Origin of the sequence: Citrobacter youngae (assembly GCF_003818115.1) — a bacterium.
In the GTDB taxonomy this organism is placed as follows: Bacteria; Pseudomonadota; Gammaproteobacteria; order Enterobacterales; family Enterobacteriaceae; genus Citrobacter; species Citrobacter youngae.
The window spans coordinates 53,655-79,505 of the sequence record NZ_RPOI01000008.1 but is presented as its reverse complement, the minus strand read 5'-3'; the positions used below and the strand labels follow the sequence as shown (position 1 = coordinate 79,505).

34 protein-coding genes and 1 pseudogene are annotated in these 25,851 nt (G+C 49.5%); 14 read left to right on the top strand and 21 right to left on the bottom strand.

The window, feature by feature from the left end; all coding sequences use genetic code 11:
- From EHN13_RS07220 to arsH, 5 genes are all read right to left on the bottom strand, one after another.
- Window positions 1-207, bottom strand: a complete 207-nt coding sequence (locus EHN13_RS07220) for a hypothetical protein (RefSeq protein WP_124021125.1) — start codon at window positions 205-207, stop codon at window positions 1-3.
- The gene (locus tag EHN13_RS07215) at window positions 207-806 is read right to left on the bottom strand and encodes a DUF1367 family protein (RefSeq protein WP_124021124.1); all 600 of its coding nucleotides are present in this window, start codon (window positions 804-806) and stop codon (window positions 207-209) included. The genes EHN13_RS07220 and EHN13_RS07215 overlap by 1 nt, the downstream gene beginning before the upstream one ends.
- A gap of 34 nt (window positions 807-840) precedes the next feature.
- Entirely contained in the window at window positions 841-1,089 is a 249-nt protein-coding gene (locus tag EHN13_RS07210) for a hypothetical protein (RefSeq protein WP_124021123.1), read from the bottom strand.
- A 117-nt stretch (window positions 1,090-1,206) separates the two neighbouring features.
- Entirely contained in the window at window positions 1,207-1,440 is a 234-nt protein-coding gene (locus tag EHN13_RS07205) for a DinI family protein (protein WP_086523786.1), read from the bottom strand.
- Window positions 1,441-1,755: 315 nt separating this feature from the next.
- Complete coding sequence (gene arsH, locus EHN13_RS07200) at window positions 1,756-2,454, bottom strand: arsenical resistance protein ArsH (RefSeq protein WP_048211256.1); 699 nt, start codon at window positions 2,452-2,454, stop codon at window positions 1,756-1,758.
- Window positions 2,455-2,539: 85 nt separating this feature from the next.
- Here arsH and EHN13_RS07195 point away from each other — a divergent pair, with 85 nt between their 5' ends.
- From EHN13_RS07195 to arsC, 3 genes are read left to right on the top strand one after another with little or no spacing between them, the layout of a single operon-like run.
- Window positions 2,540-2,860: a transcriptional regulator gene (locus tag EHN13_RS07195; RefSeq protein WP_047041444.1), complete on the top strand. Its 321-nt coding sequence runs from the start codon at window positions 2,540-2,542 to the stop codon at window positions 2,858-2,860.
- A 44-nt stretch (window positions 2,861-2,904) separates the two neighbouring features.
- Entirely contained in the window at window positions 2,905-4,194 is a 1,290-nt protein-coding gene (locus EHN13_RS07190) for an arsenic transporter (RefSeq protein ID WP_124021122.1), read from the top strand.
- Between the two features lie 12 nt (window positions 4,195-4,206).
- Window positions 4,207-4,632, top strand: coding sequence for a glutaredoxin-dependent arsenate reductase (gene arsC / locus EHN13_RS07185; protein WP_124021121.1), 426 nt, complete (start codon window positions 4,207-4,209; stop codon window positions 4,630-4,632).
- Between the two features lie 185 nt (window positions 4,633-4,817).
- On the opposite strand, the gene EHN13_RS24025 is transcribed toward arsC, so the two are convergent.
- The 10 genes from EHN13_RS24025 to EHN13_RS07145 all read right to left on the bottom strand — a co-directional run bounded on the left by EHN13_RS24025 (window position 4,818) and on the right by EHN13_RS07145 (window position 10,063).
- Entirely contained in the window at window positions 4,818-4,979 is a 162-nt protein-coding gene (locus EHN13_RS24025) for a hypothetical protein (RefSeq protein ID WP_167469983.1), read from the bottom strand.
- Window positions 4,980-5,099: 120 nt separating this feature from the next.
- Window positions 5,100-5,267 carry a YdcA family protein gene (locus EHN13_RS24285; protein WP_232034700.1) on the bottom strand — a complete coding sequence of 56 codons (168 nt, stop codon included), beginning with the start codon at window positions 5,265-5,267 and terminating at the stop codon, window positions 5,100-5,102.
- A gap of 852 nt (window positions 5,268-6,119) precedes the next feature.
- The gene (locus tag EHN13_RS07180) at window positions 6,120-6,608 is read right to left on the bottom strand and encodes a class I SAM-dependent methyltransferase (RefSeq protein WP_086523788.1); all 489 of its coding nucleotides are present in this window, start codon (window positions 6,606-6,608) and stop codon (window positions 6,120-6,122) included.
- Between the two features lies 1 nt (window position 6,609).
- Window positions 6,610-6,828: a hypothetical protein gene (locus tag EHN13_RS07175; protein ID WP_170927364.1), complete on the bottom strand. Its 219-nt coding sequence runs from the start codon at window positions 6,826-6,828 to the stop codon at window positions 6,610-6,612.
- The gene (locus EHN13_RS07170; protein ID WP_124021120.1) at window positions 6,825-7,190 is read right to left on the bottom strand and encodes a hypothetical protein; all 366 of its coding nucleotides are present in this window, start codon (window positions 7,188-7,190) and stop codon (window positions 6,825-6,827) included. Before EHN13_RS07170 ends, EHN13_RS07175 begins: the two co-directional genes overlap by 4 nt.
- The gene (locus EHN13_RS07165; protein WP_124021119.1) at window positions 7,187-7,498 is read right to left on the bottom strand and encodes a hypothetical protein; all 312 of its coding nucleotides are present in this window, start codon (window positions 7,496-7,498) and stop codon (window positions 7,187-7,189) included. The genes EHN13_RS07170 and EHN13_RS07165 overlap by 4 nt, the downstream gene beginning before the upstream one ends.
- An 18-nt stretch (window positions 7,499-7,516) precedes the next feature.
- Window positions 7,517-8,266 (bottom strand): ATP-binding protein, encoded by a 750-nt coding sequence (locus tag EHN13_RS07160; protein ID WP_124021118.1) that lies wholly within the window; start codon window positions 8,264-8,266, stop codon window positions 7,517-7,519.
- A 2-nt stretch (window positions 8,267-8,268) separates the two neighbouring features.
- Window positions 8,269-9,141, bottom strand: coding sequence for a DNA-binding protein (locus EHN13_RS07155; RefSeq protein WP_124021117.1), 873 nt, complete (start codon window positions 9,139-9,141; stop codon window positions 8,269-8,271).
- A gap of 146 nt (window positions 9,142-9,287) precedes the next feature.
- Entirely contained in the window at window positions 9,288-9,827 is a 540-nt protein-coding gene (locus EHN13_RS07150) for a toxin YdaT domain-containing protein (RefSeq protein ID WP_124021116.1), read from the bottom strand.
- Window positions 9,828-9,829: 2 nt separating this feature from the next.
- Window positions 9,830-10,063: a transcriptional regulator gene (locus EHN13_RS07145; protein WP_124021115.1), complete on the bottom strand. Its 234-nt coding sequence runs from the start codon at window positions 10,061-10,063 to the stop codon at window positions 9,830-9,832.
- A 103-nt stretch (window positions 10,064-10,166) separates the two neighbouring features.
- Between EHN13_RS07145 and EHN13_RS07140 the strand changes: the two genes are divergently transcribed.
- The 9 genes and pseudogenes from EHN13_RS07140 (at window position 10,167) to EHN13_RS07100 (ending at window position 18,405) form a co-directional block, all read left to right on the top strand.
- Window positions 10,167-10,562 (top strand): helix-turn-helix domain-containing protein, encoded by a 396-nt coding sequence (locus tag EHN13_RS07140; protein ID WP_071692471.1) that lies wholly within the window; start codon window positions 10,167-10,169, stop codon window positions 10,560-10,562.
- A 172-nt stretch (window positions 10,563-10,734) separates the two neighbouring features.
- On the top strand, window positions 10,735-11,583 hold the full coding sequence (locus EHN13_RS07135) for a hypothetical protein (protein WP_124021114.1): 849 nt from the start codon (window positions 10,735-10,737) through the stop codon (window positions 11,581-11,583).
- Window positions 11,580-12,386 (top strand): DUF3037 domain-containing protein, encoded by an 807-nt coding sequence (locus EHN13_RS07130; protein ID WP_124021113.1) that lies wholly within the window; start codon window positions 11,580-11,582, stop codon window positions 12,384-12,386. The genes EHN13_RS07135 and EHN13_RS07130 overlap by 4 nt, the downstream gene beginning before the upstream one ends.
- 629 nt (window positions 12,387-13,015) lie before the next feature.
- Window positions 13,016-13,222, top strand: coding sequence for a hypothetical protein (locus EHN13_RS07120; protein WP_001568763.1), 207 nt, complete (start codon window positions 13,016-13,018; stop codon window positions 13,220-13,222).
- 11 nt (window positions 13,223-13,233) lie between these two features.
- Window positions 13,234-13,395: a YdaE family protein gene (locus tag EHN13_RS24020; protein ID WP_167469982.1), complete on the top strand. Its 162-nt coding sequence runs from the start codon at window positions 13,234-13,236 to the stop codon at window positions 13,393-13,395.
- Between the two features lie 139 nt (window positions 13,396-13,534).
- Entirely contained in the window at window positions 13,535-16,822 is a 3,288-nt protein-coding gene (locus tag EHN13_RS07115; protein ID WP_124021111.1) for a RecE family exodeoxyribonuclease, read from the top strand.
- Window positions 16,800-17,877, top strand: a pseudogene (locus tag EHN13_RS07110) (RecT family recombinase). The gene EHN13_RS07115 and the pseudogene EHN13_RS07110 overlap by 23 nt, the downstream one beginning before the upstream one ends.
- A gap of 39 nt (window positions 17,878-17,916) precedes the next feature.
- Window positions 17,917-18,159, top strand: coding sequence for a DUF4060 family protein (locus EHN13_RS07105; protein ID WP_005121071.1), 243 nt, complete (start codon window positions 17,917-17,919; stop codon window positions 18,157-18,159).
- A 45-nt stretch (window positions 18,160-18,204) separates the two neighbouring features.
- Window positions 18,205-18,405 carry an excisionase gene (locus tag EHN13_RS07100; RefSeq protein ID WP_124021109.1) on the top strand — a complete coding sequence of 67 codons (201 nt, stop codon included), beginning with the start codon at window positions 18,205-18,207 and terminating at the stop codon, window positions 18,403-18,405.
- On the opposite strand, the gene EHN13_RS07095 is transcribed toward EHN13_RS07100, so the two are convergent.
- Both EHN13_RS07095 and EHN13_RS07090 read right to left on the bottom strand, forming a co-directional pair.
- Window positions 18,398-19,591, bottom strand: a complete 1,194-nt coding sequence (locus EHN13_RS07095) for a tyrosine-type recombinase/integrase (RefSeq protein ID WP_124021108.1) — start codon at window positions 19,589-19,591, stop codon at window positions 18,398-18,400. The genes EHN13_RS07100 and EHN13_RS07095 overlap by 8 nt on opposite strands.
- 256 nt (window positions 19,592-19,847) lie before the next feature.
- Window positions 19,848-20,021: a YciY family protein gene (locus tag EHN13_RS07090; RefSeq protein WP_005126414.1), complete on the bottom strand. Its 174-nt coding sequence runs from the start codon at window positions 20,019-20,021 to the stop codon at window positions 19,848-19,850.
- 141 nt (window positions 20,022-20,162) lie between these two features.
- On the opposite strand from EHN13_RS07090, the gene cls reads away from it, so the two are divergent.
- Together cls and EHN13_RS07080 are read left to right on the top strand one after the other, a co-directional pair.
- Window positions 20,163-21,623: a cardiolipin synthase gene (gene cls / locus EHN13_RS07085; protein WP_048211484.1), complete on the top strand. Its 1,461-nt coding sequence runs from the start codon at window positions 20,163-20,165 to the stop codon at window positions 21,621-21,623.
- Window positions 21,624-21,657: 34 nt separating this feature from the next.
- Entirely contained in the window at window positions 21,658-21,987 is a 330-nt protein-coding gene (locus tag EHN13_RS07080) for an HI1450 family dsDNA-mimic protein (protein WP_040233211.1), read from the top strand.
- A 37-nt stretch (window positions 21,988-22,024) separates the two neighbouring features.
- Here the strand turns inward: EHN13_RS07080 and EHN13_RS07075 are convergent, their stop codons facing one another.
- Genes EHN13_RS07075 through oppC form a run of 4 tightly spaced genes read right to left on the bottom strand, consistent with a single transcriptional unit; the run spans window position 22,025 to window position 25,843 of the window.
- Window positions 22,025-22,861 carry an ion transporter gene (locus EHN13_RS07075; RefSeq protein WP_048211483.1) on the bottom strand — a complete coding sequence of 279 codons (837 nt, stop codon included), beginning with the start codon at window positions 22,859-22,861 and terminating at the stop codon, window positions 22,025-22,027.
- 47 nt (window positions 22,862-22,908) lie between these two features.
- A complete protein-coding gene (gene oppF, locus EHN13_RS07070; RefSeq protein ID WP_048211482.1) occupies window positions 22,909-23,913 on the bottom strand; it encodes a murein tripeptide/oligopeptide ABC transporter ATP-binding protein OppF in 1,005 nt (334 codons plus the stop codon).
- A complete protein-coding gene (gene oppD / locus EHN13_RS07065; RefSeq protein WP_124021107.1) occupies window positions 23,910-24,923 on the bottom strand; it encodes a murein tripeptide/oligopeptide ABC transporter ATP-binding protein OppD in 1,014 nt (337 codons plus the stop codon). Before oppD ends, oppF begins: the two co-directional genes overlap by 4 nt.
- 11 nt (window positions 24,924-24,934) lie before the next feature.
- On the bottom strand, window positions 24,935-25,843 hold the full coding sequence (oppC, locus tag EHN13_RS07060) for an oligopeptide ABC transporter permease OppC (protein WP_048211481.1): 909 nt from the start codon (window positions 25,841-25,843) through the stop codon (window positions 24,935-24,937).
- Window positions 25,844-25,851 lie beyond the last annotated feature (8 nt).

The window sequence follows — 25,851 nt, the reverse complement described above, 5'->3', positions numbered from 1 at the left end:
TCACCCCCACGCCTTGTTTTGCCAGACACGGCTCGGGCGCGGCGCTTTCTCGCTTTCCGGCAGTTGCACGCTGACAGTCCAGGTGATGTTGTCGCGATTCAGGCTGCGTTCTACCGTGGCGCCACGGCGGCGGTAACTGGCCACCAGTTCGTCGGCTTGCTCGGTTGTGCATTCGTGATGGTGAAACCAGGAATATTTCATCGCCATCACCCCGCAAAGCTCATAAGCTGCGATGCGGCGTTTTCCGCTTCTCGCTGAGTCTTGAATGCCCGGGACAATACCCAGCGCCACAGAACATCAAGCGCGGCTTTGTACAGTTGCTGGAACTCGGTTTCGTCCATGTTGGCGAAGGCAATGCTGCGGGGGTGTTTGCGAAGTGTTCCGTCAGGAAGCTGAATAGCGTCATAGTGACCAGACTCGACGATCACCCAGGCGCGATAAGCATCATAGGATTTGCAGATGCTAATGCTACCTGCTCGCTTATCAGCGATACGGTCGAGATATTGCTCGGCGGCGTCCAGGAGTGCAGCTTCACTTCCACCGAACGAGGCGAGGAATTTTGCGTACCCGGTCACCAATTTACGTTCGTTGGAAGATATCGCCCCGCCAGTAGGTTCCCAGTATTCAAACCCGAGATTCAGGAGCGCAAAGAAACGGCGATGGAATGCGGGATTCCTCACCTGCCGGAACTCTGCCACCAGCACGGCGCCGAGTTTGATTTTTGATTGCAGAATATCGCTGGTCTCCGGCGTCGCGGGGATCAGGATACCTGAGGACTGCTTGATGAGTTGTAGTTCGTGCGCCATGGTTTCTCTCCGTGGCGCAGTAGGTTACGGTTGTTCAGACCGTTGATTTCATATTATCAGAAGGTGAGGTTACCCGGTAGCCGAGACGGTGAATAAACTGCATAAAACCATTAGGAGTAAAGACTTCTTCATCATCCAGCAAAGGCCGCATAGAAACCATGCCATTGACGCGATAAATTAGATGCCTGCCCGATGAAGGAAAGCTAAACACCACGCAGCCGTCAGACCTTCTTACAATGTCATACCAGTTGTCTTCTGACGTTTGCAAAGCTGAATCACTCACATTTATGTTCTCCCTTCGAGCGACTAACAGACGCGATTAAAGATTGTCGGCAGCAGCATCAGAGGGTTACGCAAATTGCGGTATTCTGAAAAATGCGCGCCAGCCTTAAGCGCAATTCTAATAAAACCAGTCGTCAGCGCTTTCCCAGGTATCCTGGAGGATTGATTCAATTTTCTTTTTGTCGTCCTTGTCACCGCCTAAAACACTTAACCCATCTGACCCGGCACGGCGGATTGTGAGCCTGCAATTGTCATAGTGATCATTCAGGCGCTTAAGCAATTCTTTCTCCAGTGCTGGTACCGCGCCTTTAGGAAGTTCCTTCATGCGATCAATTAGTAATTCAACTTTCATAATGGCCTCCACTGCATATACTGTGTTTTTATACAGTATACCTACGCACAAAAATGATCAACGGCTTAAGAGCACAAATTGTTAAATTTCTGTCAGTAGTAAAAAAAGAAAACCCGCCGTAGCGGTTTGAATTAGCACTGTTTTATTCTTTCTGCGGCACAATCCCGTAAGATTCGCCCTCACTAACGCCTCATCAATGATCAACTGTGTGACCATGAGGTAAAGTGTTAACCAACTTTCATTCGCCTTTTTCAATCAGCAAAGGGCTGGTTAGTGCCAATAGCGGACGTTATTAAGCTTATGCAAAGAACAACGTTATATTTTGTCCTGATTGACACGGGATGAAAGCTCCTGATGGTTCTCTTTTCGTTCGCTGTAGCGATCCGCAAGATAGCCGGTTTGCCCCTTAAGCAGCAGAGTGATTTTAAACAGCTCTTCGGCTACATCGACAATGCGGTCATACCATGACGAAGGTTTCATTCGTCCGTTTTCGTCGAACTCTTGCCATGCCTTGGCTACGGAGGACTGGTTAGGGATCGTAAACATCCGCATCCACCGGCCCAGAATACGCATCTGGTTCACTGCATTGAAGGACTGTGAACCTCCGCAAACCTGCATTACCGCAAGTGTTTTGCCCTGCGAAGGACGAACTGCGCCTTCACTTAATGGTATCCAGTCAATCTGCGCCTTCATAACTGCGCTCATAGCCCCGTGCCGTTCCGGAGAACTCCACACCATCCCGTCACACCATCTGACCAGACCGCGCAGCTCGGCGACTTTAGGATGTGTATCTGGCGCATCATCCGGCAGGGGTAAACCTGAGGGATTAAATAGTTTTACCTCCGCGCCCATCGCTGCCAGCAGGCGACCAGCTTCTTCCGCAGCAAAGCGGCTGTAGGAGCGCTCTCTAACTGAGCCATATAGGATCAGAATCCGCGGCGGCTCGTGCAGGTGCAGGCGCTCGGCGATGTGTTGATCAAAGCATTCACTATTCAGTGCTGGAAATTGTTCCATTTTTCTACTCCGGAGAGATCAGATGATTTCAAATTTAATACATATGATTTACCATATGTATATTCTAAAGGGAACGGAGTGAAAAATGCTACAACCTGTTCAGCTTTTCAAAATCCTGTCGGATGAAACCCGGCTCGCCATCGTCATGATTCTCCGGGAGTCAGGAGAACTGTGCGTCTGTGATATCTGCGCAACCATTTCCGAATCACAGCCCAAAGTCTCGCGACATATGGCTATTCTTCGCGAGGCTGGGTTGGTTCTGGATCGTCGTGAAGGCAAATGGATCCATTATCGTCTGTCACCCCACATACCGGCATGGGCAGCGGAGACAATCACAACGTCCTGGCAGTGTATGCGAGAGGATGTGCGTGAATGGCTGGATAAATCAGCCTGCACCTCCTGTTGAGAAATGAAAACACATTTACATAATCATATATAACGGAGTCTGAGATGCTTTTGGCAGGGAGTATATTTTTACTGACGCTGATACTGGTGATCTGGCAACCCAGAGGCTTGAGCATTGGCTGGAGTGCGAGTATCGGGGCTGTGCTGGCGCTGGTAACCGGTGTCATCCATATCAATGATATTCCCGTTGTCTGGAATATCGTCTGGAACGCGACAGCGGCATTTATTGCGGTCATTATCATCAGTCTGCTACTCGATGAGGCCGGTTTCTTTGAGTGGACCGCACTGCACGTCTCCCGCTGGGGTAACGGGCGTGGTCGCCTGCTGTTTTCCTGGATAGTGTTGCTCGGTGCCGCTGTCGCTGCTTTGTTCGCCAATGACGGCGCCGCGCTGATTCTGACACCAATTGTGATTGCGATGCTGCTTGCAATGGGATTCAGCAAGGGCACAACACTGGCCTTTGTGATGGCCGCAGGATTTATAGCAGATACGGCCAGCCTGCCGCTCATTGTTTCTAACCTGGTGAATATCGTCTCGGCGGACTTTTTCGGTCTGGGCTTTACGCAGTATGCCTCCGTTATGATCCCCGTAGATGTGGCAGCGATTGCGGCCACGCTAGTCATGCTGCATCTCTTCTTCCGCAGGGACATTCCGGCGACGTATGACGTTTCGCTGCTGAAGACTCCTGCCAGTGTGATAAAAGATCCGGCAACGTTCAGGGTGGGCTGGATTGTCCTGTTATTGCTGCTTGTCGGTTTCTTTGTTTTGGAGCCTATGGGGATCCCGGTCAGTGCGATAGCGGCTACTGGCGCAGCAGTACTGTTTATAGTGGCGAAAAGAGGTAATGCCATCAACACCGGAAAAGTCCTGCGCGGTGCGCCATGGCAGATCGTTATTTTTTCGCTGGGCATGTACCTGGTTGTTTATGGCCTCCGCAATGCAGGGTTAACGGAGTATCTGTCTGGCGTGCTAAACCTGCTGGCAGAAAAGGGATTATGGGCAGCAACGTTTGGCACCGGCTTTCTGACCGCGTTCCTGTCGTCGATGATGAACAATATGCCGACAGTGCTGATTGGTGCGCTGTCGATTGATGGGAGTACGGCGACTGGCGTCGTCAAAGAGGCAATGATTTATGCCAACGTGATCGGCTGCGATTTAGGCCCGAAAATCACCCCGATTGGCAGTCTGGCAACCCTGCTTTGGCTGCATGTGCTTGCCCAGAAAAATATAACGATTACCTGGGGATATTACTTCCGCACCGGCATTATCATGACTCTGCCCGTGCTGTTTATCACTCTGGCCGCGCTGGCGTTGCGGCTCTCCATCACTTTGTAATGAGATACAGATATGAGCAACATTACCATCTATCACAATCCAGCCTGTGGCACCTCACGTAACACGCTGGAGATGATCCGTAACAGCGGTAACGAACCAACCATTATTTATTATCTCGATACTCCCCCGACTCGTGATGAACTTAGCAAACTGATTTCAGATATGGGCATTTCAGTACGTACATTGCTGCGTAAGAACGTCGAACCTTATGAGCAGTTGGGTCTTGATGAAGACAAGTTTTCTGATGAGCAGTTGATTGATTTTATGCTTCAGCATCCGATCCTGATTAATCGGCCGATTGTAGTGACACCGATCGGCACACGTCTTTGTCGGCCCTCCGAAATGGTGCTGGATATTCTACCGGAAGGTCAGAAAGGAGCGTTTACCAAAGAGGATGGTGAGAAGGTCATTGACGAAACGGGTAAACGAGTTAAGTAATCTGCCCACTTCAAAATATCGGACGCCTGTTAACGCTATGCGGGCGTCCGCTTTTCGCTCATAGCGGACCAAAATTAAATTCTAAAACGACGTGGCTAAGTGGGAGTCCATAGTGAATGACGGGACGCTCCCGGCAGCGTCATACTAAATTTGTTCCCGCTAGAGGTAGACGTTGTTTCATGATGCTATGAACGCTCTTGCCAGACAATCCAAGCAACAGCCGCTTCCCATGAAATATATCCGTTATTGCCATGTTTCGCCCTGCGAAGATCAACCGTATCACCAAACCTTTCAATGATGAATTTTTCAAATTCTATGCGTTTCTCTTCGTCGTCCGTTAAATCCATGTACTCCCCAGCAGCATCTTACTAATCGCTCTTATTGCATAAAAAATAACATATCCGTTAGAGAGTGAAAAACCCGCCGGAGCGGGTTTATTTTTGATGGTGAGTGCTATTTATTGATAACTATTTCTGACAAACCTTCTTAGATTTGCTGATAGAGCCATCATTACAAACAAACTTTTCACCCGAGCAATGCGATATTCCGCCTTTCTTACCTGAGCATGGCTTGTTTGCTGCCGTTGCTGTCAGTGAGAAAAGTGACACCAATAAAACAACAAAAACTTTCTTCATATCCCTATCCCCATCAGTAAAAGACAGGGGATCGTAGCAGGGATTGATGAAGCAAAAAAGAAAACCCGCCGTAGCGGATTGAATCAGCAATGTTTTATTACGCCGCTATTTATTTCTGCTGACAAAGCTTCGGCAAGTTAGCCCTTACCAGAGATTCAGCTAATGGTGGCTATACAACAAAAAGTAAAACTACTATGGTGGCCTTTTGGTTAGCCTCTCTACGCTATCGGATCGGCCTGCCTATCTGCAAATACTTATCACCTAATCTGTTTAAATTACTGATGGTGCTTGGCAGAAATCATGAAGCGAAGATGTAAAAAAAAGCCCACTCGGACATGGGCGGGCTAAAAGAAGAGAAATCGAACCTATTATTATACGAGGTGCTGCAACAAGATGTGACGCATCTTATCAAATGTAAAATGCGGTCATCCCTTTGAAAAACTTAAACGTAATCTCATTTTTTTTCAAATCAGTCCTCGCACTACACTTCATCTCCATTTGGACTGCTCAGTTCAATCTCCCACTCTATATCCTTCCCCTGGAACTGGGGCATTACCTCGCCCTTATCAACACTTGTCACAACCTTATATGACTCGTTTTTCCATAAACCCGTCTGAGGGCAGATTTGACCTGATGTTGACTTAGAGGCTGGAGGTGCTGCTCCATCTTTAAGATAATTATAACTGTCAACATAACCATACCCACTACGATTCACTGATGAAACCATAAATACTCCATACAATTATCCATTCATGGTATGTAAATGCGGTCACACATTCTAAAAATTAACATTGCAACAATAATTTATTGATATATATCACAAAAACTAGCTTATTCCTGCTAGGTCTCGGTTCATATGGTTGTGAGTAAGTCCTTCACAAAGATAATCCAGTGGGTTTTATCGTTCTTTCCGGTACGCTGACCAATTGCAGGTTTCACATCTGTAAGCGCCAGAATCTGGCTAACTGGGATCTGCGTTTCGTTCCATTTGAAGATGAGCACACCGTGTGGCCGCAACACGCGGAAAGCCTCTTTGAATCCGACACGTAAATCAGAACGCCACGTTTTTTTGTTCAGTCGCCCGTACTTTTTACCCATCCATGCAGACTGGCCCACGCGCTCCAAGTGCGGTGGGTCAAACACAACAACCGGAAACGTTGCGTCGGCGAATGGCAGCGCACGGAAGTCGGCAATCAGATCGGGACTGATAACCAGGCGGCGACCGTCGCACAACTCGTGCTCTTCAGCGCGGATATCAGCGAACACAGTGCGGGTGTCCTGCTTGTTGAACCAGAACATGCGGGAGCCGCAACACACGTCCAAAATTGTTTGCTCGGACATCTCACTCCCCCTTCACACCAATGCCAGCGGCGGCAGCTTCAGTCTTCACGGGAATGAAACGAGATGGCGACCAGTCGCAATAGGTATCCGTTTCGGTGTGTCCGAACATGGCTTTACAGCGCCGGATGTGATAGCAGTTACCGCAACTCGAACCTTTTGGTAGGCGCATTTTGTCCGGGTCGGAATGGTCGTAATTCAGCACCTTGATGGCGTCGCTCATGACTGCACTCCTTGGCGAAGTTGGGCGGAGAACTCATCAACCGCATCCGATAGCGAACGGTAGTAAGCTTTAGTCTCGACAAATACGGAATTTTCCTCACCGCAAAACTTCAAGAATCCTTCCACACCCTGTGCCCGCACTTCGGCCAGGAAAGCGTCAGTGGCTGGGGTTTCTGGCTCGTAACCATCGGCGCTGACGTAACGGGTAATCTCCTCTTCGTAGAAAGTTTCCGGCTCGATGTGTGCAACATGACAATCGTTAATGATGAAATTTTTCAGCCCCGCATTCTCCGCCGCCAGCTCCCTGCACTTGCTCTCGGCGTTAGCGAGCTGTACTGCCAGTTCTTCGTAGGTTTGTTTCATGCTGATGCTCTCCCGTAAAATGCCAGAACTCGCTTCATCGCCGGACTTGTACGGCATACTGATGTGACCATGTTTTTTCGCACGCTCGATTTGAGCTGCTTGATATTCAGCTCCCCGCCAGGTTGAAACGTGTAGACCGGGCGATGCGGTTCGCCAGCGCGAATAACTACTGCCCTACGAACCAGGTGAAGCAACAGGTTGTGTGCCTTCTTGCAGTCGCATCCCAGCAGGTTCTGAACCTGACGCGGCGTGATCGTCTGGTTAACCCGAAGAAAATCGACAATTGCCCACAGTGATTTGCTTGCCATAGTGTTTTTCCCTCGAAGTTATTTAACGATCCGGAGATGGCTAACGTTCTTGCGAAAGCTTTTCCAGTCAAAGTTCACCCACATCCCGCCATCCATCTGGAGGCGATCGATAACCCGCGCTCCCAACGCACCGAGAAGTTCGTCGTGGTTAAGATTTGTGAGAACGCCAACAGGACGCATCGATGACAGGCGACGGTCTATAATCTGATTCAGAATGACTTTCTCGCCACTGCTACCGCGCTGAATACCCACTTCATCCAGCACCAGCAGATCGACTTTGCAGAGGTCATCGAGAAGCGAAGCCTCTGACTGTCCACCGTCGTAGCACTCGCGAACGCGCAGCATCAGGTCAGGGATAGTCACTACCAGCACGCTATGTCCGCCAGACAACAGATGATTTCCGATCGCTGCCGCCAGATGGTTTTTCCCGGTACCAGGACTACCGCTAAACACGAAACTTGCGAATCCGGCACCGAAATTCTGTGCGTAGCTCTTTGCCATCGTGAAGGCTTTGCGCTGCCCTTCCCCGGTTACCTGGAAATTAGCGAACGTGCAGTTGCGGTGCAGGCTTTGAATTCCTGAGCGACCGAAAATTTTCTCTGTCCTGGCTTTCTGGTTCAGCCTGTCCAGTTCTTCACACCGCTTCAGACCCTCTTCACGCTGCCACGCCAGTAGTTCTGCGGCGCTGGTGAACTTCGGCTGAACCCCAGGTGGAATGAGTTTTTTCAGGCGTTCGAGCGCACTTCCGGTACCCACCATGTTTTTCATCGCTACCCCCTGAATCCGCTCGGAATCGCTTTATCTGGCTGAGAAATTTTGTTCGGATCTCTTTTTCCATCTGACGCCGCAAAAGACCACGACTCTTCGTAGTGCTTTGAGGGGCCAAAAAACGTGGATGCCTGTTTCACATACTCGGTGTTAAGTTTCCCAGCGGCAGTTACGTAATCCGCGTATCGCCGAACACCATCAGTAAGCTCCTGCACTGTTGCGCCGGATTTAATCCGTGCAGTCCAGGCTTTGAACGCATCAGCCTTGCTGTTACCACCAGCGCGTTTGGGGTATTCCTGCCACGCCAGTTCAAAATCATCCGGATAAGTATTTTTCCCCTGGGGTGTGGCGGCGCCATGCCCCGAAATATCTTTATCCTGATCTTGTTCCTGATCCTGTTCCTGATCTTGGCTTCGTAGCCCCTTCGAAGCCCCTTCGGAAATTTGGCGCGATTCACGTTTTAAATTAAGGTGAAAATCTGTTTTATAACGCTCATAAAACAATGATAAAAAAGGGTTTTCAGGTAATGACACATACTCATTCCTGACGCCAGCACAACGGTTATCCCCTGGCTTTAGTGATCGACCCACCTGATAAGCGGCCATTTCATGCACCCAAACCATCTCAGTGTCCTCGTCATAGCTACAAAATCCCGCTTCAATGGAGCTTTTTAGCCCCTTCGAAGCCCCTTCCAAGCCCAGACCCGTTTCATGGGCTATGTACAGAATTGGCAGGTAATACAACCCGAGCATGTTTGCGTGTGGCGAGGTCATCAGATAGAACGAAACCACCTGCGCCTCCGCGCCTAGCTTCCTCAGTTCACGACCTGTTATCCCAAGCCAGAACTGAGGTGCAACAGTTGCGTAATCACGCATAAAGACCTCTTAATTGCTAAAGTGGTGGCCCATCTATCTTTCTGAAGGCTGATTTTTCTGACATACTTACCTCGTAATTTCTGCCTGGAATTACACCGAAGGTCGGTTCCGTTGGCGCGGTCCGACCTTTACCTTTTTTGAGCCCGTCATATAGCCCCCAGCATCATCTGCACCAGCTCCATCAGTGGACCGGTTAAGCCAGGGTCAACGCGGTACATCTCCACGATCCCCTCGCTCAACTCTTTCAGCTTCTGATGCCGTGGCGCATTCATGGCGACGGCAATCTTCGCTTCACTGGTCTCCTTCTCCAGCCGCGCCAGGCGAGCCATGATGTTGTCTTCTGGCAGCAGACGGTTGCGAAACTCAATCGGCAGAACAGCGAGGATTGCAGGAGTCAGCTGGCGAACGTTCTCGCGGTATCGTTCGCTGTTGAAATGGTTGTCCAGGAAGCGGAAAAGCTTCTGACGTTTTCGGCAGAGATCGTCAGGGAAAGTGATGTCGTCACCGCCCTGCGCCTGGTACTCTTCGATGATCAGAGCCGTAACTACGTCCTGACCATCCACGCCCGCCCATGCACGAACGGCATCACGGATCTGGTCATGTTTATCCACTGAAACAGGTTGATTGCGATTTATCATCGTAGCCGGTTGATATCCGCTATTTTGATGAAGTGACAGTGACTGCATGGTTATGCCCTCGCTTCCTGAGCAGGTAATCCATCCGTAGGGTTGAGGTACAAATCAGGACGTAACTCATGTGGAGTTACGCCTGTAGCATTGAAAATAGGAATGACACGGTTAGCCGGTACGACTCCATTATCACGGTGACGCCAGTGACTGACCGTCATTGAAGATACATCGAGCTTTTCTGCTAAACGGGTTGCGCCCCCTACGATGCTTATTGCTTTATCAAGTGCTTTCATATTTGGCTCCAAGTAATAACGAACCAAATTAAACATTATGTTTATATATAAGTCAACATTATGAATGTTGAGGCGATAAACTTTTAGTTTAGAATCTTGATATATGAGAAAAAACACACACCAAACAGATAACCCGCAGGTTCGGCGGTTAAATGAAATCATCGAGAAAAAGCGCATATCCAAAGCGGATATAGCGAGAATCTGTGGTGTGAGCGCACAATCAGTCAACAACTGGTTTGTCAGAGGAGCGATAGGTAAAAGCTCAGCAATAAAACTTGCCGATGCGCTAGGCGTAAGTCTTGAGTGGGTTCTAGGTCAGGACGTGGATGCTAAGGACGGTTTGAGACACGACGAACGGAGACTGTTGGAACTCTATAATCAACTACCAAACGAAGAAGAACAACAGAACATGTTGCGGATCGTATCTCTACGATTGAAAGAACTAGATGAACTGTACGCCAAGTATATGGGGCGGCGGATTAAGGGTGATGTGGAGTAACTACCCTATAGTTAGGCTCTGCTCGACCACACATTTCGATGCCTAACAAACTAGAACGGCCCCGCTTACGAACTTGAAGCATGGGGAGAAAACTTGGCTATGCTCGCCATGAGAGACTGGAATAGAAAAAGCCAAGAATATTATAGATATACTTTAATTTCATGAGGTTTACATGTCTTCTTTGTGGGGTAAAAAGCAGATGGCAGAAGAACAAGATCCAAACAACAGCGAACCGGACCCGGAACAAGGAAGTTTATTTGAATTAGAGTTCAATGAATATACTCCATCGAACTTGGGTACTGTGCATCTTTCTGGTTTTGCCATTGCCACTGATGAGATGGAGTATGCGGTTAAAAGTATGAAAGCTGCACCTCCTTTTCCTGTACAAAACCCGACTCAAGTACCTGCTGCAGAGTGGTTTTGCACAAATTTGGCTGAAAGGTGCGGTATTGCAACTCCTGTTTGTAAGGTTCTTAAGTGCATCGCTGATGGCGAGTATGTATTTGGCTCTCGCATTGAGTTTTCTGCATGGAAGTCAGGACTTAACGGCCCGCAATGGATCAATTTGCTGGCAAACGCCTCTGAGTCATTGAAAAAACAGCTATGGGCAATTTATGCATTTGACCAATTCGTGTACAACATTGATCGCCATCTCAATAATTATCTTTACATGGAGAATACGCGCGGTCATATCATAGTAAAAACGTTCGATTTTAGCTTGAGCTCTTTTGTTATCGGTTGGCCACGTAGCACCCCGCACACACTTCCTACGGACTCAAGCACATCAACAAACTGGTCTATAGCTAAGCAATTTGTCGGGGATACACCAGAATTAAGAATGTGTGCATTGTCAGTACTTGACAAGATTGAGAAAATTGGAGTTGCTACAATCTCTGATATACTGGAATCTATGCCTGTCGCATGGATGCCACCAATGCATAAAGAATATTTTCTGAAGTGGTGGGATAGTGAGGAAAGAATTGAGCGAATAAACGCTATAAGACTGGAGATAACCTCTTGAAAACCTTCAAATACAGCTTAATCAGAGTTACGCCTAATCTTGAGAAAGGTGAAACGATTAACGTTGGCTTGATCGTTTACCACGACTCCGACATAGACGTACGCATGCTTAATTCAGTTTCAAAGCTTAAAGCAATTGATAAAGGTCTTTCACACAATTACTTGGAAGATCTTTCAAACTCACTTTTTGATTTATCACACAAAATAAATGACGTTGAACTTCTTCCCTGCCTTTTTAAGGGATCGTTATCATTATCTTCTTTTGGTATGTTTACCATTCAAAGCAATGATAATTACGAAACAAAAATTACTGATTTGATGAATAGGTTAGTAAATCCACAAAAACAATCTCACAAGCAACTGAAAAGAAAAGTTTTCTTTGAAATAAAGTCAACATTCATGCAGCACGGAATCTTTAGCAAATACTCTGAAGACCTTTATCAGCACAAGATTGTTGCTAACTATCCTATAAGCGATGACGAAGGTTTAGTTGCAGATTTCTTGCTTAAGAATGGCAAATACCATCTGACTGAAACTTTAGATTTCCGTTCAGAAAATATTAAAAAACAAATGGGTGAGGCTGCCGTGAGTGCTTTAACAATCTCAAAAGCATGTGAAATTTACAAATATAATATTGACTCATTTGTTATTTATGCAGCGGAAACTACAGCACAAGAAAAAACAGCAAAACAGCAAATAAATCTTCTTGAAAAACATGCAGATAACCTTATAAACGCGTACAGTAAAGAAGATATGAATTTTTATTATGAGAAGATGTTAAACGCTGCGTCAATGCTTCAGTAATTTAGTTTATGAATCCAACCCGGCCACCGCGCCGGGTTTCTTTTGCCTACCCTTTTCTTCGCATTTCCTCAGCTGCAAATCTGAACACCTGTCGCCAAAAATCGTTCTGCTCAACATCCCCCAACGACTCCAACATTGAAATGATCGCCTCAGTAGTTGGCGCGTCTCCATGTGATATCAGATTCAGCGTCGCTCTCCCCACCGCCTGACATACATCATTGTAACCCACGTAGAACTTTTCCATAGCCCACCCTCATTGATGTTTTTATAACCACAAAATAGACCACAAAACATACTACCCGTGTCAACCAGCGCCACCAATTAAACTTTTTGTTTATACAAAAACACTCATTATGTTGACACGCAAATAAACATTGTGTTTAATTACTCCATCAACACAACCACCGAGGCAGGACGCCCACGAAGTAGCCATCCGGGGCATATGAAGACCGGAATGAGGTGGTGAGATTAACGCGCAGTAGGTTTGAAACGTTCCGCCAGCCTGGCGACAAGGGCAAAGCACAGAAGTGAGCTTCGCGGTGGTGAACTGCAGAGTTAAAACGCTCAACCGTGAAGATCAGCGCCGCGGCGCCACCAGCGAAGTTCACTCAGAAAAACTGGAGAACATCATGGTTCATCAGCACTACGGTACACAGACAGTAAACCGCGGCGCAGTTCAGCCGGGGATGCTCGTCAAACACAAAGACTCAACCTGGACAGCATCAGCTAACGCTCGCGGACGTTTGTATCTGCATCGCGGCGTGGAGATGACTTACACCAAGGATTTGCTGGTTGAAGTTTATCTGAACGGTCTGGGGCATGGACTCAGCCACTAGCGGAGGATGTCATGTTAGACAATAAATGCGGTTACTGCGGCAAGCCGGTTAAACCGGAAGAAGTAATCAAAAGCACCCTTCTCTATCGCAACGGCTCACTGCTGGCGCGCAAAGAGAAAGAGTATTGCTCAAGACGTTGCGCTTCGCACGACCAGATGGCTCACGAAGGCTAACGTAAAACCCGCGCAAGGCGGGATCTACGTCCGGTGCCACCGACCAAAGTTACACCGGAAACAACATTAAAACCAAAGTTAACCCAATGGGCGCTATCAATGGTCCGGGGATTCTAACACCCAAAAATGAGGATCTCACATGGAATTCTTTTATGTGGTTAAAGCCACTCAGAAATCCGGAAAGCAAGATGCAGTGGTCTGGTTCACTGCCAAAACCGAGGCTCGCGCTAACCTGCAGCTGGATGTTGCTCTGGAAGATGCAGGCATCGAAACGGGCCGTGGTAAGGACTACGCCAGGCCGATTCGCACTGATTTTCCGGTTGTTGACGGCCTGCCGGAAGAAGGTGAAGTTGATTTCACCTGGTGTGATCGTTACGAACTTCAGGACGATGGGCACACCTGGCTGCCAAAAGCTGCTGGTGAGTCTACTGGCGCCGTTGACGCACCATCCATTCCTACTCCGACCGTAATCGTTGAAGACGCGACTGCGTCCGAAATTGTCCCGGTAGAAAACCGCACTCCAGCAGTCCGCTTTGCTGTCCATCTGATGAACGATAAATACCAGACTCATATAACTAAAGAGCAGCAGCTGGCTGCCAGCGAAATGTCACTGGACGAAAGCAATACCTATCTCCAGAACCTGCTGAAGGTGAAAAATGATGTTCCTGAAGTTGGCGAGCTCAGTCTGAATGCTGAATGGAAACTGATTCAGGCAATTAAAAGCATCTTCGCACAGGATGAAAAACACGAACCTGAAGTGATCGCTGCATTCATGTCTAACTGGGTGAACACAGATGTCGGTGACCGCAATCAACTAGTAGAAGATTGGCGCAGTGGTAAGTTGCAGTTGCTCAAAACTGAAACCATCAGCGGTGCTGACGTTACAACTTGTCAAGATCTCACTGTTGAGGACGGCATCCAGACCGAAGAGCAATCCCAGCAGACACAGCAACCGAACCTGATCGTTGTTGCCACCCTGCCATTCCGCCAGCGCGTACTGGCTCAGTTCATCGGTGATGGTGAATATCTCTATCACATCGACGCTGGGCAGAAAAACAAGATTGTCCGCTTTGAGATGGACACTGATGACACGTACATCCAGAACCTGCTGCTGGCTGCTGAGAATGTGGAAGCATTCAAAAAAGCCATTGAACACGATATTCATAAAGTCGTGAATGCCGTTAAGAAAGTCTTCCCTGTCGACGGTAAAAAAACGGAGCTAGCAACAGTTATCCAGTTCCTGACGGTGTGGTTCAAAACTGATTACATCGATCGCGGCCTGCTGGTTAAAGAGTGGAGCAAAGGTAATCGTGTAACAACCATTAATCGCACACCTTCAGGTGCGAACGCCGGTGGCGGCATTGCCTCTGACCGCAAATTCCCGCAAACCATTCTCGGGCTGGAGCATGAAATTGCTCTGGCGTTACGTGCCCGTGACCGCGAATTTGATATTTACAACGTTCCTCTGGATATAGAACTACAGGCAAACTCCATCATGAATAAGATGGACGATCCTGAATGGCTGGCTACTCGAGAGAGATTCGTTTCAATTCCTGGTGGCCTGGACTACTCACGGGCCTGCATCATCGCAACTGTAAAAACCACACCAGAGGGGCTTTATGCTGATCCTGTAAAACACCAAGAATATTTGAATAGAGTACTGACGGAAACCGACCACGCCAACCCAGATCCGTTGCTCGTTGATATAGCCTGCGGTCGTTCGTCTATGCCTGTACCTATGAAACAGGAAAAAGAAACGGCTGAAGAGGTAAACAAAATTCTTGCAGCTTCCCGCGGCGAATATGTCGAGGGGATTAGTGACCCTACAGACCCGAAATGGATCACAGAAGACCTCGCATCAACCGCCCAACAAAAAGATGACTGTTCACCAGTTAAAGAGGAAACCACCAGCGATGTGCAGATGGAAGAAACTGTCAGTGATGAAAAACAGGCTGGTACTGAAGTGCAGTCAGGCGAAAGCAGTCTGGAAACTGGTGAAGAGTCAGATACCGGCCAGCAGGCCGATGTAAACCAGAATACGGATTCTGTTAGCCAAAACAGCGATTCTGTAAACCAAACCGAACCAGTTTCGGCACAAAATGAGCCAGAAGCGCAATCTGACGAACCAGCTGTTGTTTACCCCGCTTACTTCGAGCCCGGCCGCTATGAAGGCCTGCCTAACGAGGTTTATCACGCAGCCAACGGTATCAGCTCTACCCAGGTGAAAGACGCACGTGTGTCGCTGATGTACTTCAATGCGCGCCACATCGAGAAGACCATCACGAAAGAACGCTCTCCGGTTCTGGATATGGGCAACCTGGTGCATGCGCTGTCGCTGCAACCAGAGCAGCTCGATGAAGAATTTAGCGTTGAACCCATAATTCCGGAAGGCGCATTTACCACCACGGCAACGATCCGCGCGTTTATTGATGAGTACAACGCCAGCCTGCCAGCGCAACTGAGCGCAGACGATATCAAAGCTTTGCTAGAGGAATACAACGCCACTCTGCCTGCACAGGTGCCGCTGGGTGGTTCAGCCGAGGAAACCGGCCAGAGCTATATGTCGCTGCCCGAAGAGTACCAGCGTATCGAAGCGGATCAGAAGCAGACCGCAGCGGCAATGAAAGCCTGCATCAAGGAATACAACGCCACTCTGCCTGCACAGGTGAAAACCAGTGGTAGCCGTGATGCGTTACTCGAGCAGCTGGCAATCATCAATCCTGACCTGGTTGCACAGGAAGCGCAGAAACTGGCGCCGCTGAAAGTGTCCGGTACCAAAGCGGATCTGATTCAGGCCGTGAAGTCTGTTAATCCGGAAGCCGTCTTCGCCGACGAACTGTTGGATGCGTGGCGCGAGAATCCGCATGGGAAAGTGCTGGTCACCCGCCAGCAACTGAGCACTGCACTGAACATTCAGAAAGCCCTGCTCCAGCACCCGACCGCGGGCAAGCTACTGACACACCCGAGCCGCGCAGTAGAAGTCAGCTACTTTGGCTTCGACGACGAAACCGGTCTGGAAGTCCGTGTGCGCCCGGATCTGGAAATCGACCTTAACGGGGTGCGCATCGGCGCCGACCTGAAAACCATCAGCATGTGGAACATTAAGCAGGAAGGCCTGCGCGCCAAACTGCACCGCGAAATCATCGACCGTGACTACCACCTGAGCGCGGCAATGTATTGCGAGACCGCAGCACTGGACCAGTTCTTCTGGATTTTCGTCAACAAAGACGAGAACTACCACTGGATCGCCATCATCGAGGCATCCGCTGAACTACTGGAGCTGGGCATGCTTGAGTACCGCAAATCAATGCGCGCTATTGCTACCGGCTTTGACACTGGCGAGTGGCCAGCGCCGATCACCGCTGATTACACCGACGAACTGAACGACTTCGACCTGCGCCGCCTTGAAGCGCTGCGTCTGGCTTAATGGAGGATTTGACCATGCAAAATACCAACATCATTACGACCGAGCAGGCACCAAACACCATTTCCGCCAGCAACGCTGTGTTCAACGTGCAGGCACTCGGCCAGCTTAGCTCTTTCGCTGAATTGATGGCGCAGTCTGCAGTCACCGTCCCCAAACACCTGGCGGGGAAACCCGCCGACTGTATGGCTATCGTCATGCAGGCTATGCAGTGGGGAATGAACCCATATGCGGTTGCCCAGAAAACGCACCTGGTGAATGGCGTTCTGGGTTACGAAGCGCAGCTGGTTAACGCAGTAATCTCCAGCTCCAGCGCCATTGTTGGTCGCTTCCATTACGAATACGGCGGTGACTGGGAGAAGATCGCCGGCAAAAAAGACGGCCGTGATGAATTAGGCCTGTTTATCAGGGTCGGTGCCGTACTGCGAGGCGAAGATGAAATTACCTGGGGTGAGCCAATCTACCTTGCAGATATCACCACACGTAACTCGCCACTGTGGAAAACAGCGCCGAAGCAGCAGATCGCTTATCTGGCAGTGAAGTACTGGGCTCGCCTGTACTGCCCAGAAGTCATCCTCGGCGTCTACAGTCCAGATGAAGTTGAGCCACGCACTGAGAAAGAGATTAACCCAGCACCGAAACACGTTAACCTGGCTGATATCTCAGGTGACAACGTCACAACCACGCAGAGCGCGCAGGAATCACCGGCAAATATCGACTCACTGGCTGATGAGATCCGCGAACGCATCGATACGTCCAGCACGGTAGACCAGGCTAAAGCCATCCGTGCCGATATTGAATCGCAGAAAGCACTGCTTGGCACTGCACTATTCACAGAGCTGAAAAATAAAGCCGTGAAGCGCTATTACCAGGTGGATCACCGCAACAAAGTCGAAGCTGCGATCAACTCCCTGCCGTCTCCGGATGAGCCGGATGCTGCAGCGCGTTTCGGGGAAGTTGAGCGAGTTCTTGCAACTGCGAAACGTCACCTGGGCGATGAACTGCATGATCAGTTCAGCATCACCCTGGCCGATATGAAACCGGAATACGTGGGCTAACAGATTTGGGAGGGTTCGCCCTCCCATTGAGGAGATGTAATGCGACTGATTAACCGAGGCAATCAGCAATCCCCGTTAGCGCGTCAGGCATGCGACATCGCGCTGGCCACTCATCACGAACGCTACGGCGACTACGGGCGCAGCAAGATGAAAGAGACATACACGGTTAGAGTTGAAGGTGTGAAGGTCTGGGTAGAAGTAGTGAACCGCAAGGCGAGCTACGTGGCCACGGCTATGACAGGTATGCGTCGGTTGCGCGCGCTGCCTGGTCAGGTGAGTTAATATTACTTTTATAAATGGCCCAGTACGGGCCATTGGAGAAAAACGATGGATGATATTTTGCTGACGTCAGACCTGACCAGTCGATACAAAATCTCACGTAAAACCCTTTGGTCATGGCAAAGCACAGAAACTATGCCGCGGGGTTTTGCGAAGCCGTTCCCTGCTCCTGATTTTCCTGGCAACCCAAACCGCTGGAAGTCGGAGTCAATCAAAGAGTGGGAAGGTGTGAAGCAGCCAATTAACTGAATGGCTCACCAATGATACTTTCAAGATGGCTCTGCCAAACGTGGAGCCAATGTTTTTGGTCATCGATGTAGTCGTGCAGATTATAGTGAGCCATTACACCGACCATCTGATGACCAAGTAGTTTTTCAATTACATGCGGAGGACAGCCAAGTTCTGAGAGGTTTGTCGCGATCGTTCTCCTCATATCATGGAGAGACCAGGGTTCCATTCCCGCAGCAGACCAAATATACCTCGCGTAGTTTGAAGCGACTGGCGAATGTACTGGGACGTCTTTGATTTCACCATCCAGTAAGCGCTGTGAGGTGACTAAATGTTTTGTGTTGATCTTCTCAAGATGATTTTTGACCAACCCCACCGCAGCATCAGAAAGAGCCCTTCTCATGTGCACTCGTGTTTTGTAACTTCCAGCTGGAACTATCCACTCATTTTCATTCAGTCTAAACCACGACCTTTCGCTTAATCGAATTTCTGCCGTTCTACAGCCGGTCAGCATAATAAATTTCACAAGAAATACGGATTCTATCGACATGCGATTTTGCAGCCAGCGATAAATTGCCACCAGTTCACTGTCATCCAGACGCCGTGTTCTCTTTTTCGGCTTTTGCCCAACATCAGTGGGTAGCAACCCCTCGAGCGGGTTAGTCGATATAACGCCCCTGTTGATACAGAACCTGAATGAGCGCTTGCACAGTGAAAGCATATAGTGGGCCATTACCCTGCTTTCAATCTGATCAAATACATCTATCCAGTGCATTTTTGTCGAGTTATCAACTTTGACGTTCCGCATCGGTTCGGCGATATGTTTGGCGAATACCAGCTGATAATAATCCGTCTTTGTAAGTTGATTAGCGATGCAGTGTTTCTCGATCCAATAATTGAAGGCTTCAGCCACTGTCATAGAACCTTCGCGAGATAATTTTTCCAGCTTCACTTGCTCGCGAGGATCTAAACCTTCAGTTAGCCACGTTCTGAACTGCTGACGCCTTTCCCTTGCCTGAGCAATGCTCATTGCTGGATAATCACCGACATTGAGTTTTACAGCTTTACCAGCCCACCTGTATCGGTAGAAGAAAGAAACTTTTCCAGCCTGGCTGATCCTTGCGTTGAGTCCGTGAGAATCTGAAATGGTTTCGATATCATCGCGCTTCTTGCCAAGGGCCTTCCTGAGCTTTGTGTCAGTGATCATTGAATGGGTACACATTTGGCTTTTGAGTACGCAAAAGTGTACACAAAACTCGTTGCTCTAAGCTACCCGCAATGTAACACTTGTACTCAAAGTGTGATGATTGGAAGGCCGAAAGGCAGGTAATAGAAGGCGTTAGCGTAACAGAACGTTTTTACGCGGAATTCTTCGAAATAGGCCGAATGACAATACAAAAAAGTATTTTAAGAAACAGAACGGACAGGAATACATTGGGCACCGCAACGGTGCCCTTTTTGGATCAAATGCTGTAGATCGCAAACAGCAACGAATTTCGTTGATGATTGAGAATGCATTTTCTGATGGAGTGGATACGCATGTTACGGCGCGATTGCCCTTCAAGCCAACGTGCTTTACGGCGACTAGCCTGACGCAGCATCCGCCAGCGTCCCACTTCCGTTCTACTACGCTTCATGTTAACTCTCTTCCAGTCACAGAGCGGGCATTATACCCCCAGACCGCATGCAGACCAGTGGTTTTCCCGTGTTTTTATTTGCCAGATGACTCCTGATGCGTAAACTCTTAACAATACGCTTTCAAAAGGATTTTTAATTTTATGACAACCTTCTACACCGTGGTGAGTTGGCTGGTCATTCTGGGTTACTGGGTACTCATTGCTGGCGTAACGTTACGCATTCTGATGAAGCGACGCGCAGTACCCTCCGCAATGGCCTGGCTTTTGATCATCTATATACTGCCATTGGTAGGGATCATTGCTTATCTGTCCTTTGGTGAACTCCACCTGGGCAAACGCCGCGCCGAGCGCGCCAGAGCGATGTGGCCATCAACAGCCAAATGGCTGAACGATCTCAAAGCCTGCAAACATATTTTCGCGCAAGAAAACAGCAGCGTCGCCTCCTCCTTATTTAAACTGTGCGAGCGTCGTCAAGGAATCGCCGGCGTTAAGGGAAATCAGCTGCAGCTGCTCACCAGTTCAGATGACGTGATGCAGGCGCTGATCCGCGATATTCAGTTGGCGCGCCACAACATCGAAATGGTGTTCTACATCTGGCAACCTGGCGGTATGGCCGATCAGGTAGCGGAATCATTAATGGCCGCCGCCAGACGGGGGATTCACTGTCGTTTGATGCTGGACTCCGCCGGCAGCGTGGCGTTCTTCCGCAGTCCGTGGGCGGCGATGATGCGCAACGCGGGTATCGAGGTGGTCGAAGCGCTGAAGGTTAACCTGATGCGTGTATTTTTACGCCGTATGGACCTGCGCCAGCACCGTAAAATGATCATGATCGACAACTACATCGCCTACACCGGTAGCATGAATATGGTCGATCCGCGTTTCTTTAAACAGGATGCCGGTGTCGGACAATGGGTTGATTTAATGGCAAGAATGGAAGGCCCGGTGGCCACTGCCATGGGGATCGTCTACTCATGCGACTGGGAAATTGAAACCGGTAAACGTATTTTACCGCCGCCTCCCGATGTCAACATCATGCCGTTTGAGCAGGCCAGCGGGCACACCATTCACACTATTGCCTCCGGTCCTGGCTTCCCTGAAGACTTGATCCATCAGGCCTTATTGACCGCCGCATATTCTGCTCGTGAATATTTAATCATGACCACCCCCTACTTCGTCCCCAGTGACGATCTGCTGCACGCCATCTGTACGGCAGCGCAGCGTGGTGTAGATGTCAGCATCATTCTTCCACGCAAGAATGACTCGATGCTGGTTGGCTGGGCAAGTCGGGCTTTTTTCACCGAGTTGCTGGCGGCAGGCGTGAAAATCTACCAGTTCGAAGGTGGGTTGTTACATACCAAGAGCGTGCTGGTCGATGGCGAATTAAGTCTGGTCGGTACTGTTAACCTGGATATGCGCAGCCTGTGGCTGAATTTTGAGATAACACTAGTGATTGACGATGCCGGATTCGGCGGTGACCTCGCTGCGGTACAGGATGATTATATTTCGCGTTCCCGCCTGCTGGATGCACGTTTGTGGGTAAAACGACCACTCTGGCAGCGTATCGCTGAGCGACTGTTTTACTTCTTTAGCCCGTTGCTGTAAAACGTGCCCATCAGACAGTAAACAGGTAGTCATTATGGATATGGATTTGAACAACCGCCTGACCGAAGACGAAACGCTCGAGCAGGCTTATGACATTTTTCTCGAACTGGCGGCGGACAATCTCGATCCGGCCGACATCCTTCTGTTCAATTTGCAGTTTGAAGAGCGTGGCGGTGCAGAGTTATTCGACCCTGCACAAGACTGGCAGGAGCACGTTGATTTTGACCTGAATCCTGACTTCTTCGCCGAAGTGGTGATTGGTCTGGCAGACTCAGAAGACGGCGAGATTAACGATATTTTTGCGCGTGTTCTGTTATGTCGCGAAAAAGATCACAAACTCTGCCACATCCTCTGGCGTGAATAATGAAAACAAAAAGCTGCTCTCGCAGCTTTTTTTATTTCTAGTCAGGCAATTTACTTCCGCAACGATTACAAAATTGCGCGCTGTGCTCATGCTGGCTTTGTTGGCACTGTGGACATTTGCGCTGATTTTGCCGGTGCTGAAACGCACTACTCATATGTGTTGTTATCAATCCTGTCGGGATTGCGATAACCGAATAACCAATCAGGATCAGCACTGACGCAACCATGCGGCCAAGCGGTGTATGCGGGGTAATATCACCATAGCCAACAGTTGTAACCGTAACGATTGCCCAATATACCGACGCATTCAGCGTAGTAAAACCATATTTCGGGCCTTCAATCAGGTACATCAGGGCGCCAAAGACAATCATCAGAATGGCAATAAACGAATAAAACAGCATCAACTGATGACGGGCACTTTTAATTGCGCTCCAGAACACACGCAGCGACGGCATAAATCGCAGCAGTTTGAGTATTCGCAGTACACGCAGCACGCGCATCGCTCGCCAGGCGAAAACATAACTCAGACTAATTTCCGGCCATAGCCACATCACATACAGTGGCAGAATTGTCGCGAGATCGATAATTCCCCAAAAGCTAAACACATATTTTGCAGGATTGGCCCAGCAGCACAATCTGAGCAGATATTCGATGGTAAAGACCAGCGTAATAAAGACTTCCAGCCAGACAAAAATATGCCATTCATCATAGGTTAAATGGTATTGCGTCCCGACCCCAGACTCAATGAAGATAACAATCACGCTCAGCAATGCGAACAGTGCGCACATGCCTTCAAAACGGCGCCCCGAGCGCGTGTCTAAATCAAATAATGTACGATAGAGAGTACGGCGAACAGAAGAGACTAAGCCTGACACATTTACCTCACCAAAAAGAAGGGCTGACAGTGTGTCAGCCCTCTCGATTATAGCGGGTCTACTTTTAAGCAGGAAACCGCGTGTCGGAAACTCCCTTCAAGTACAGGACGCGTTTTCGCGCATTCTGGGCCGGCGATCGGACAACGTGTGCGGAACACACACCCCGAAGGCGGATTAATCGGGGAGGGTAACTCACCTTCCAGCAGTTGGATAACCTTGTTCCTCTCCATATCAGGATCGGGAATTGGCACCGCTGACATTAGTGCTTTGGTATAGGGATGCAGCGGATTATGGTACACCTCGTCATAGGTCCCCAACTCCACCGCATGTCCGAGATACATCACCAGCACACGATCGGAAATATGCTTAACCACTGCCAGGTCATGGGCAATGAAGATTAATGATAAGCCCATCTCACGCTGTAATTGCTGCAACAGGTTAACAACCTGCGCCTGAATCGACACATCCAGCGCGGATACAGGCTCATCACAAATTATCAGCTTCGGCTCAAGGATCAACGCGCGAGCAATACCAATACGCTGGCACTGCCCACCGGAAAACTCGTGCGGGTAGCGGTTAATCAGGTTAGGCAGTAACCCCACTTTCATCATCATCGCCTTTACGCGGTCACGGACTTCCTGCCCAGGCAGATTCGGGTGATAAGTCCGCAGCGGTTCGGCGATAATTTCACCGATGGTCATACGTGGGTTTAACGATGCCAGCGGATCCTGGAAAATCATCTGGATGTCACTGCGCACTGCCCGCCACTCATCGGGTTTCATGCCAAGCAAATCTTTGCCGAGCCAGGCGACTTTACCATCAGTCGCTTTTACCAGACCGATAATCGCACGCGCAAACGTCGATTTCCCGCAACCCGATTCCCCCACTACGCCTAATGTTTCGCCCTCATACAGACGTAGGGTCACGCCATCAACGGCTTTCAGCGTTTTCGACGGTTGCCAGAACCACTGTTTACCATCTTTGATGTCGAAATGGACTTTCAGATCGGCAATTTCGAGGAGTACTTTTCGTTGTTCGGTTACCGCATTCATACCAGTTCCTCCACCGGTTTAAAGCAGGCGCGCAGACGGCCCGGACTAAACTCTTCCAGTGGCGGAGCACTGCTACAGATTTCCATGGCATGCGGGCAACGGGGCTGGAACGGGCAGCCTTTCGGTAAACGCAACAGATTCGGCGGATTACCCGGGATAGTCAGCATTTCTTCCCCTTCGGCATCCAGACGCGGGACGGCATTAAGCAGGCCAATCGAATACGGATGAACCGGCTTATAAAAGACATCACGCGCACTACCATATTCCATCGTGCGTCCGGCATACATCACCAACACCTTGTCGCAAATACCAGCAACAACACCGAGGTCGTGAGTAATCATAATAATTGCGGTATTGAATTCACTTTTCAGTTCATTCAGCAGCGTCATGATTTGCGCCTGAACCGTGACATCCAGCGCAGTAGTGGGTTCATCGGCAATCAGTAACTTTGGCCTGCACAGAAGCGCCATGGCGATCATCACACGTTGCCGCATCCCGCCGGAGAATTCATGCGGATACATTTTCATACGCTTACGCGCTTCCGGCATTTTCACCGCATCCAGCATCCTGACTGATTCTTCAAAGGCTTCCGCTTTGCTCATACCTTTGTGTAGCATCAGAACTTCCATTAACTGTTCGCCGACCCGCATATACGGATTCAGAGAGGTCATGGGATCCTGGAAGATCATCGAGATTTGCTCGGCGCGTAGCTTGTTCAGCTCACGCTCCGGTAAGTTCAGGATCTCACGACCGTTGAATGTAGCGGAGCCGCCAATCCGGCCATTTGCGGCCAGCAGGCCCATCAAGGCAAATGCAGTCTGCGACTTACCTGAACCAGACTCACCAACAATACCCAGCGTTTCCCCGGCGCGTAGTGAAAAGTTTAAATCGTTTACTGCAGTAACATCACCATCTGGGGTGGCAAACGTCACACGCAGATCGGTAACGTTTAGCAGTGCGTTAGCCTGTTGTTGCGCGAGCGGCGCGGTTGAGGTCTCAATTACGCTCATGGCGGCACTCCTTAACGGTCTTTCGGGTCGAGGGCATCACGCAGGCCATCGCCAATAAAGTTAAAACAAAATAGCGTCACCACCAGGAACCCTGCCGGAAACAGCAGTAACCATGGTGATACTTCCATCGAGTTGGCACCATCGCTGAGCAGTGCGCCCCAGCTACTTAGCGGCTCTTGTGTGCCAAGTCCCAGGAAGCTCAGGAACGATTCAAACAGGATCATGCTGGGAACCAGCAATGAGGCGTAGACCACCACCACACCGAGTACGTTTGGCACAATGTGTCGCACAACAATACGCACGGTAGACACCCCACCGACCTGGGCTGCTTCAATAAACTCTTTGCGCTTCAGGCTCAGCGTCTGGCCACGAACGATACGCGCCATATCAAGCCAGGACACCATCCCAATCGCCACAAAGATTAACAGGATGTTTTGCCCAAAGAAGGTAACCAACAGAATAACGAAGAACATGAACGGGAAGGAGTTAAGGATTTCCAGCAGACGCATCATCACAGAGTCGATTTTGCCGCCCAGGTAACCCGACAGTGAACCGTACAGCGTGCCCACAATCACCGCCACCAGCGCCGCAGCAATCCCCACCATCAACGAGATCCGTCCACCAATAGCCACCCTCACCAGCAGATCACGGCCAGATGAGTCAGTGCCAAAATAGTGCCCAGACTCCGTATCAGGCGCGCTGGACATCATGCCCCAGTCAGTATCGAAGTAGGTAAACTGCGATAACATGGGTGCCAACGTCACAAACAGCGCAATAATCACCAGTACCACGAGGCTGGCTACTGCCGCTCGGTTATGCATAAAGCGTCGACGAGCGTCCTGCCACAGGCTGCGGCCTTCGACCTCCAGCTTCTCACTGAAATTCTCCAGCGCTTCGCTGTTTTTCTTACTTAACATCATAGCGAGCT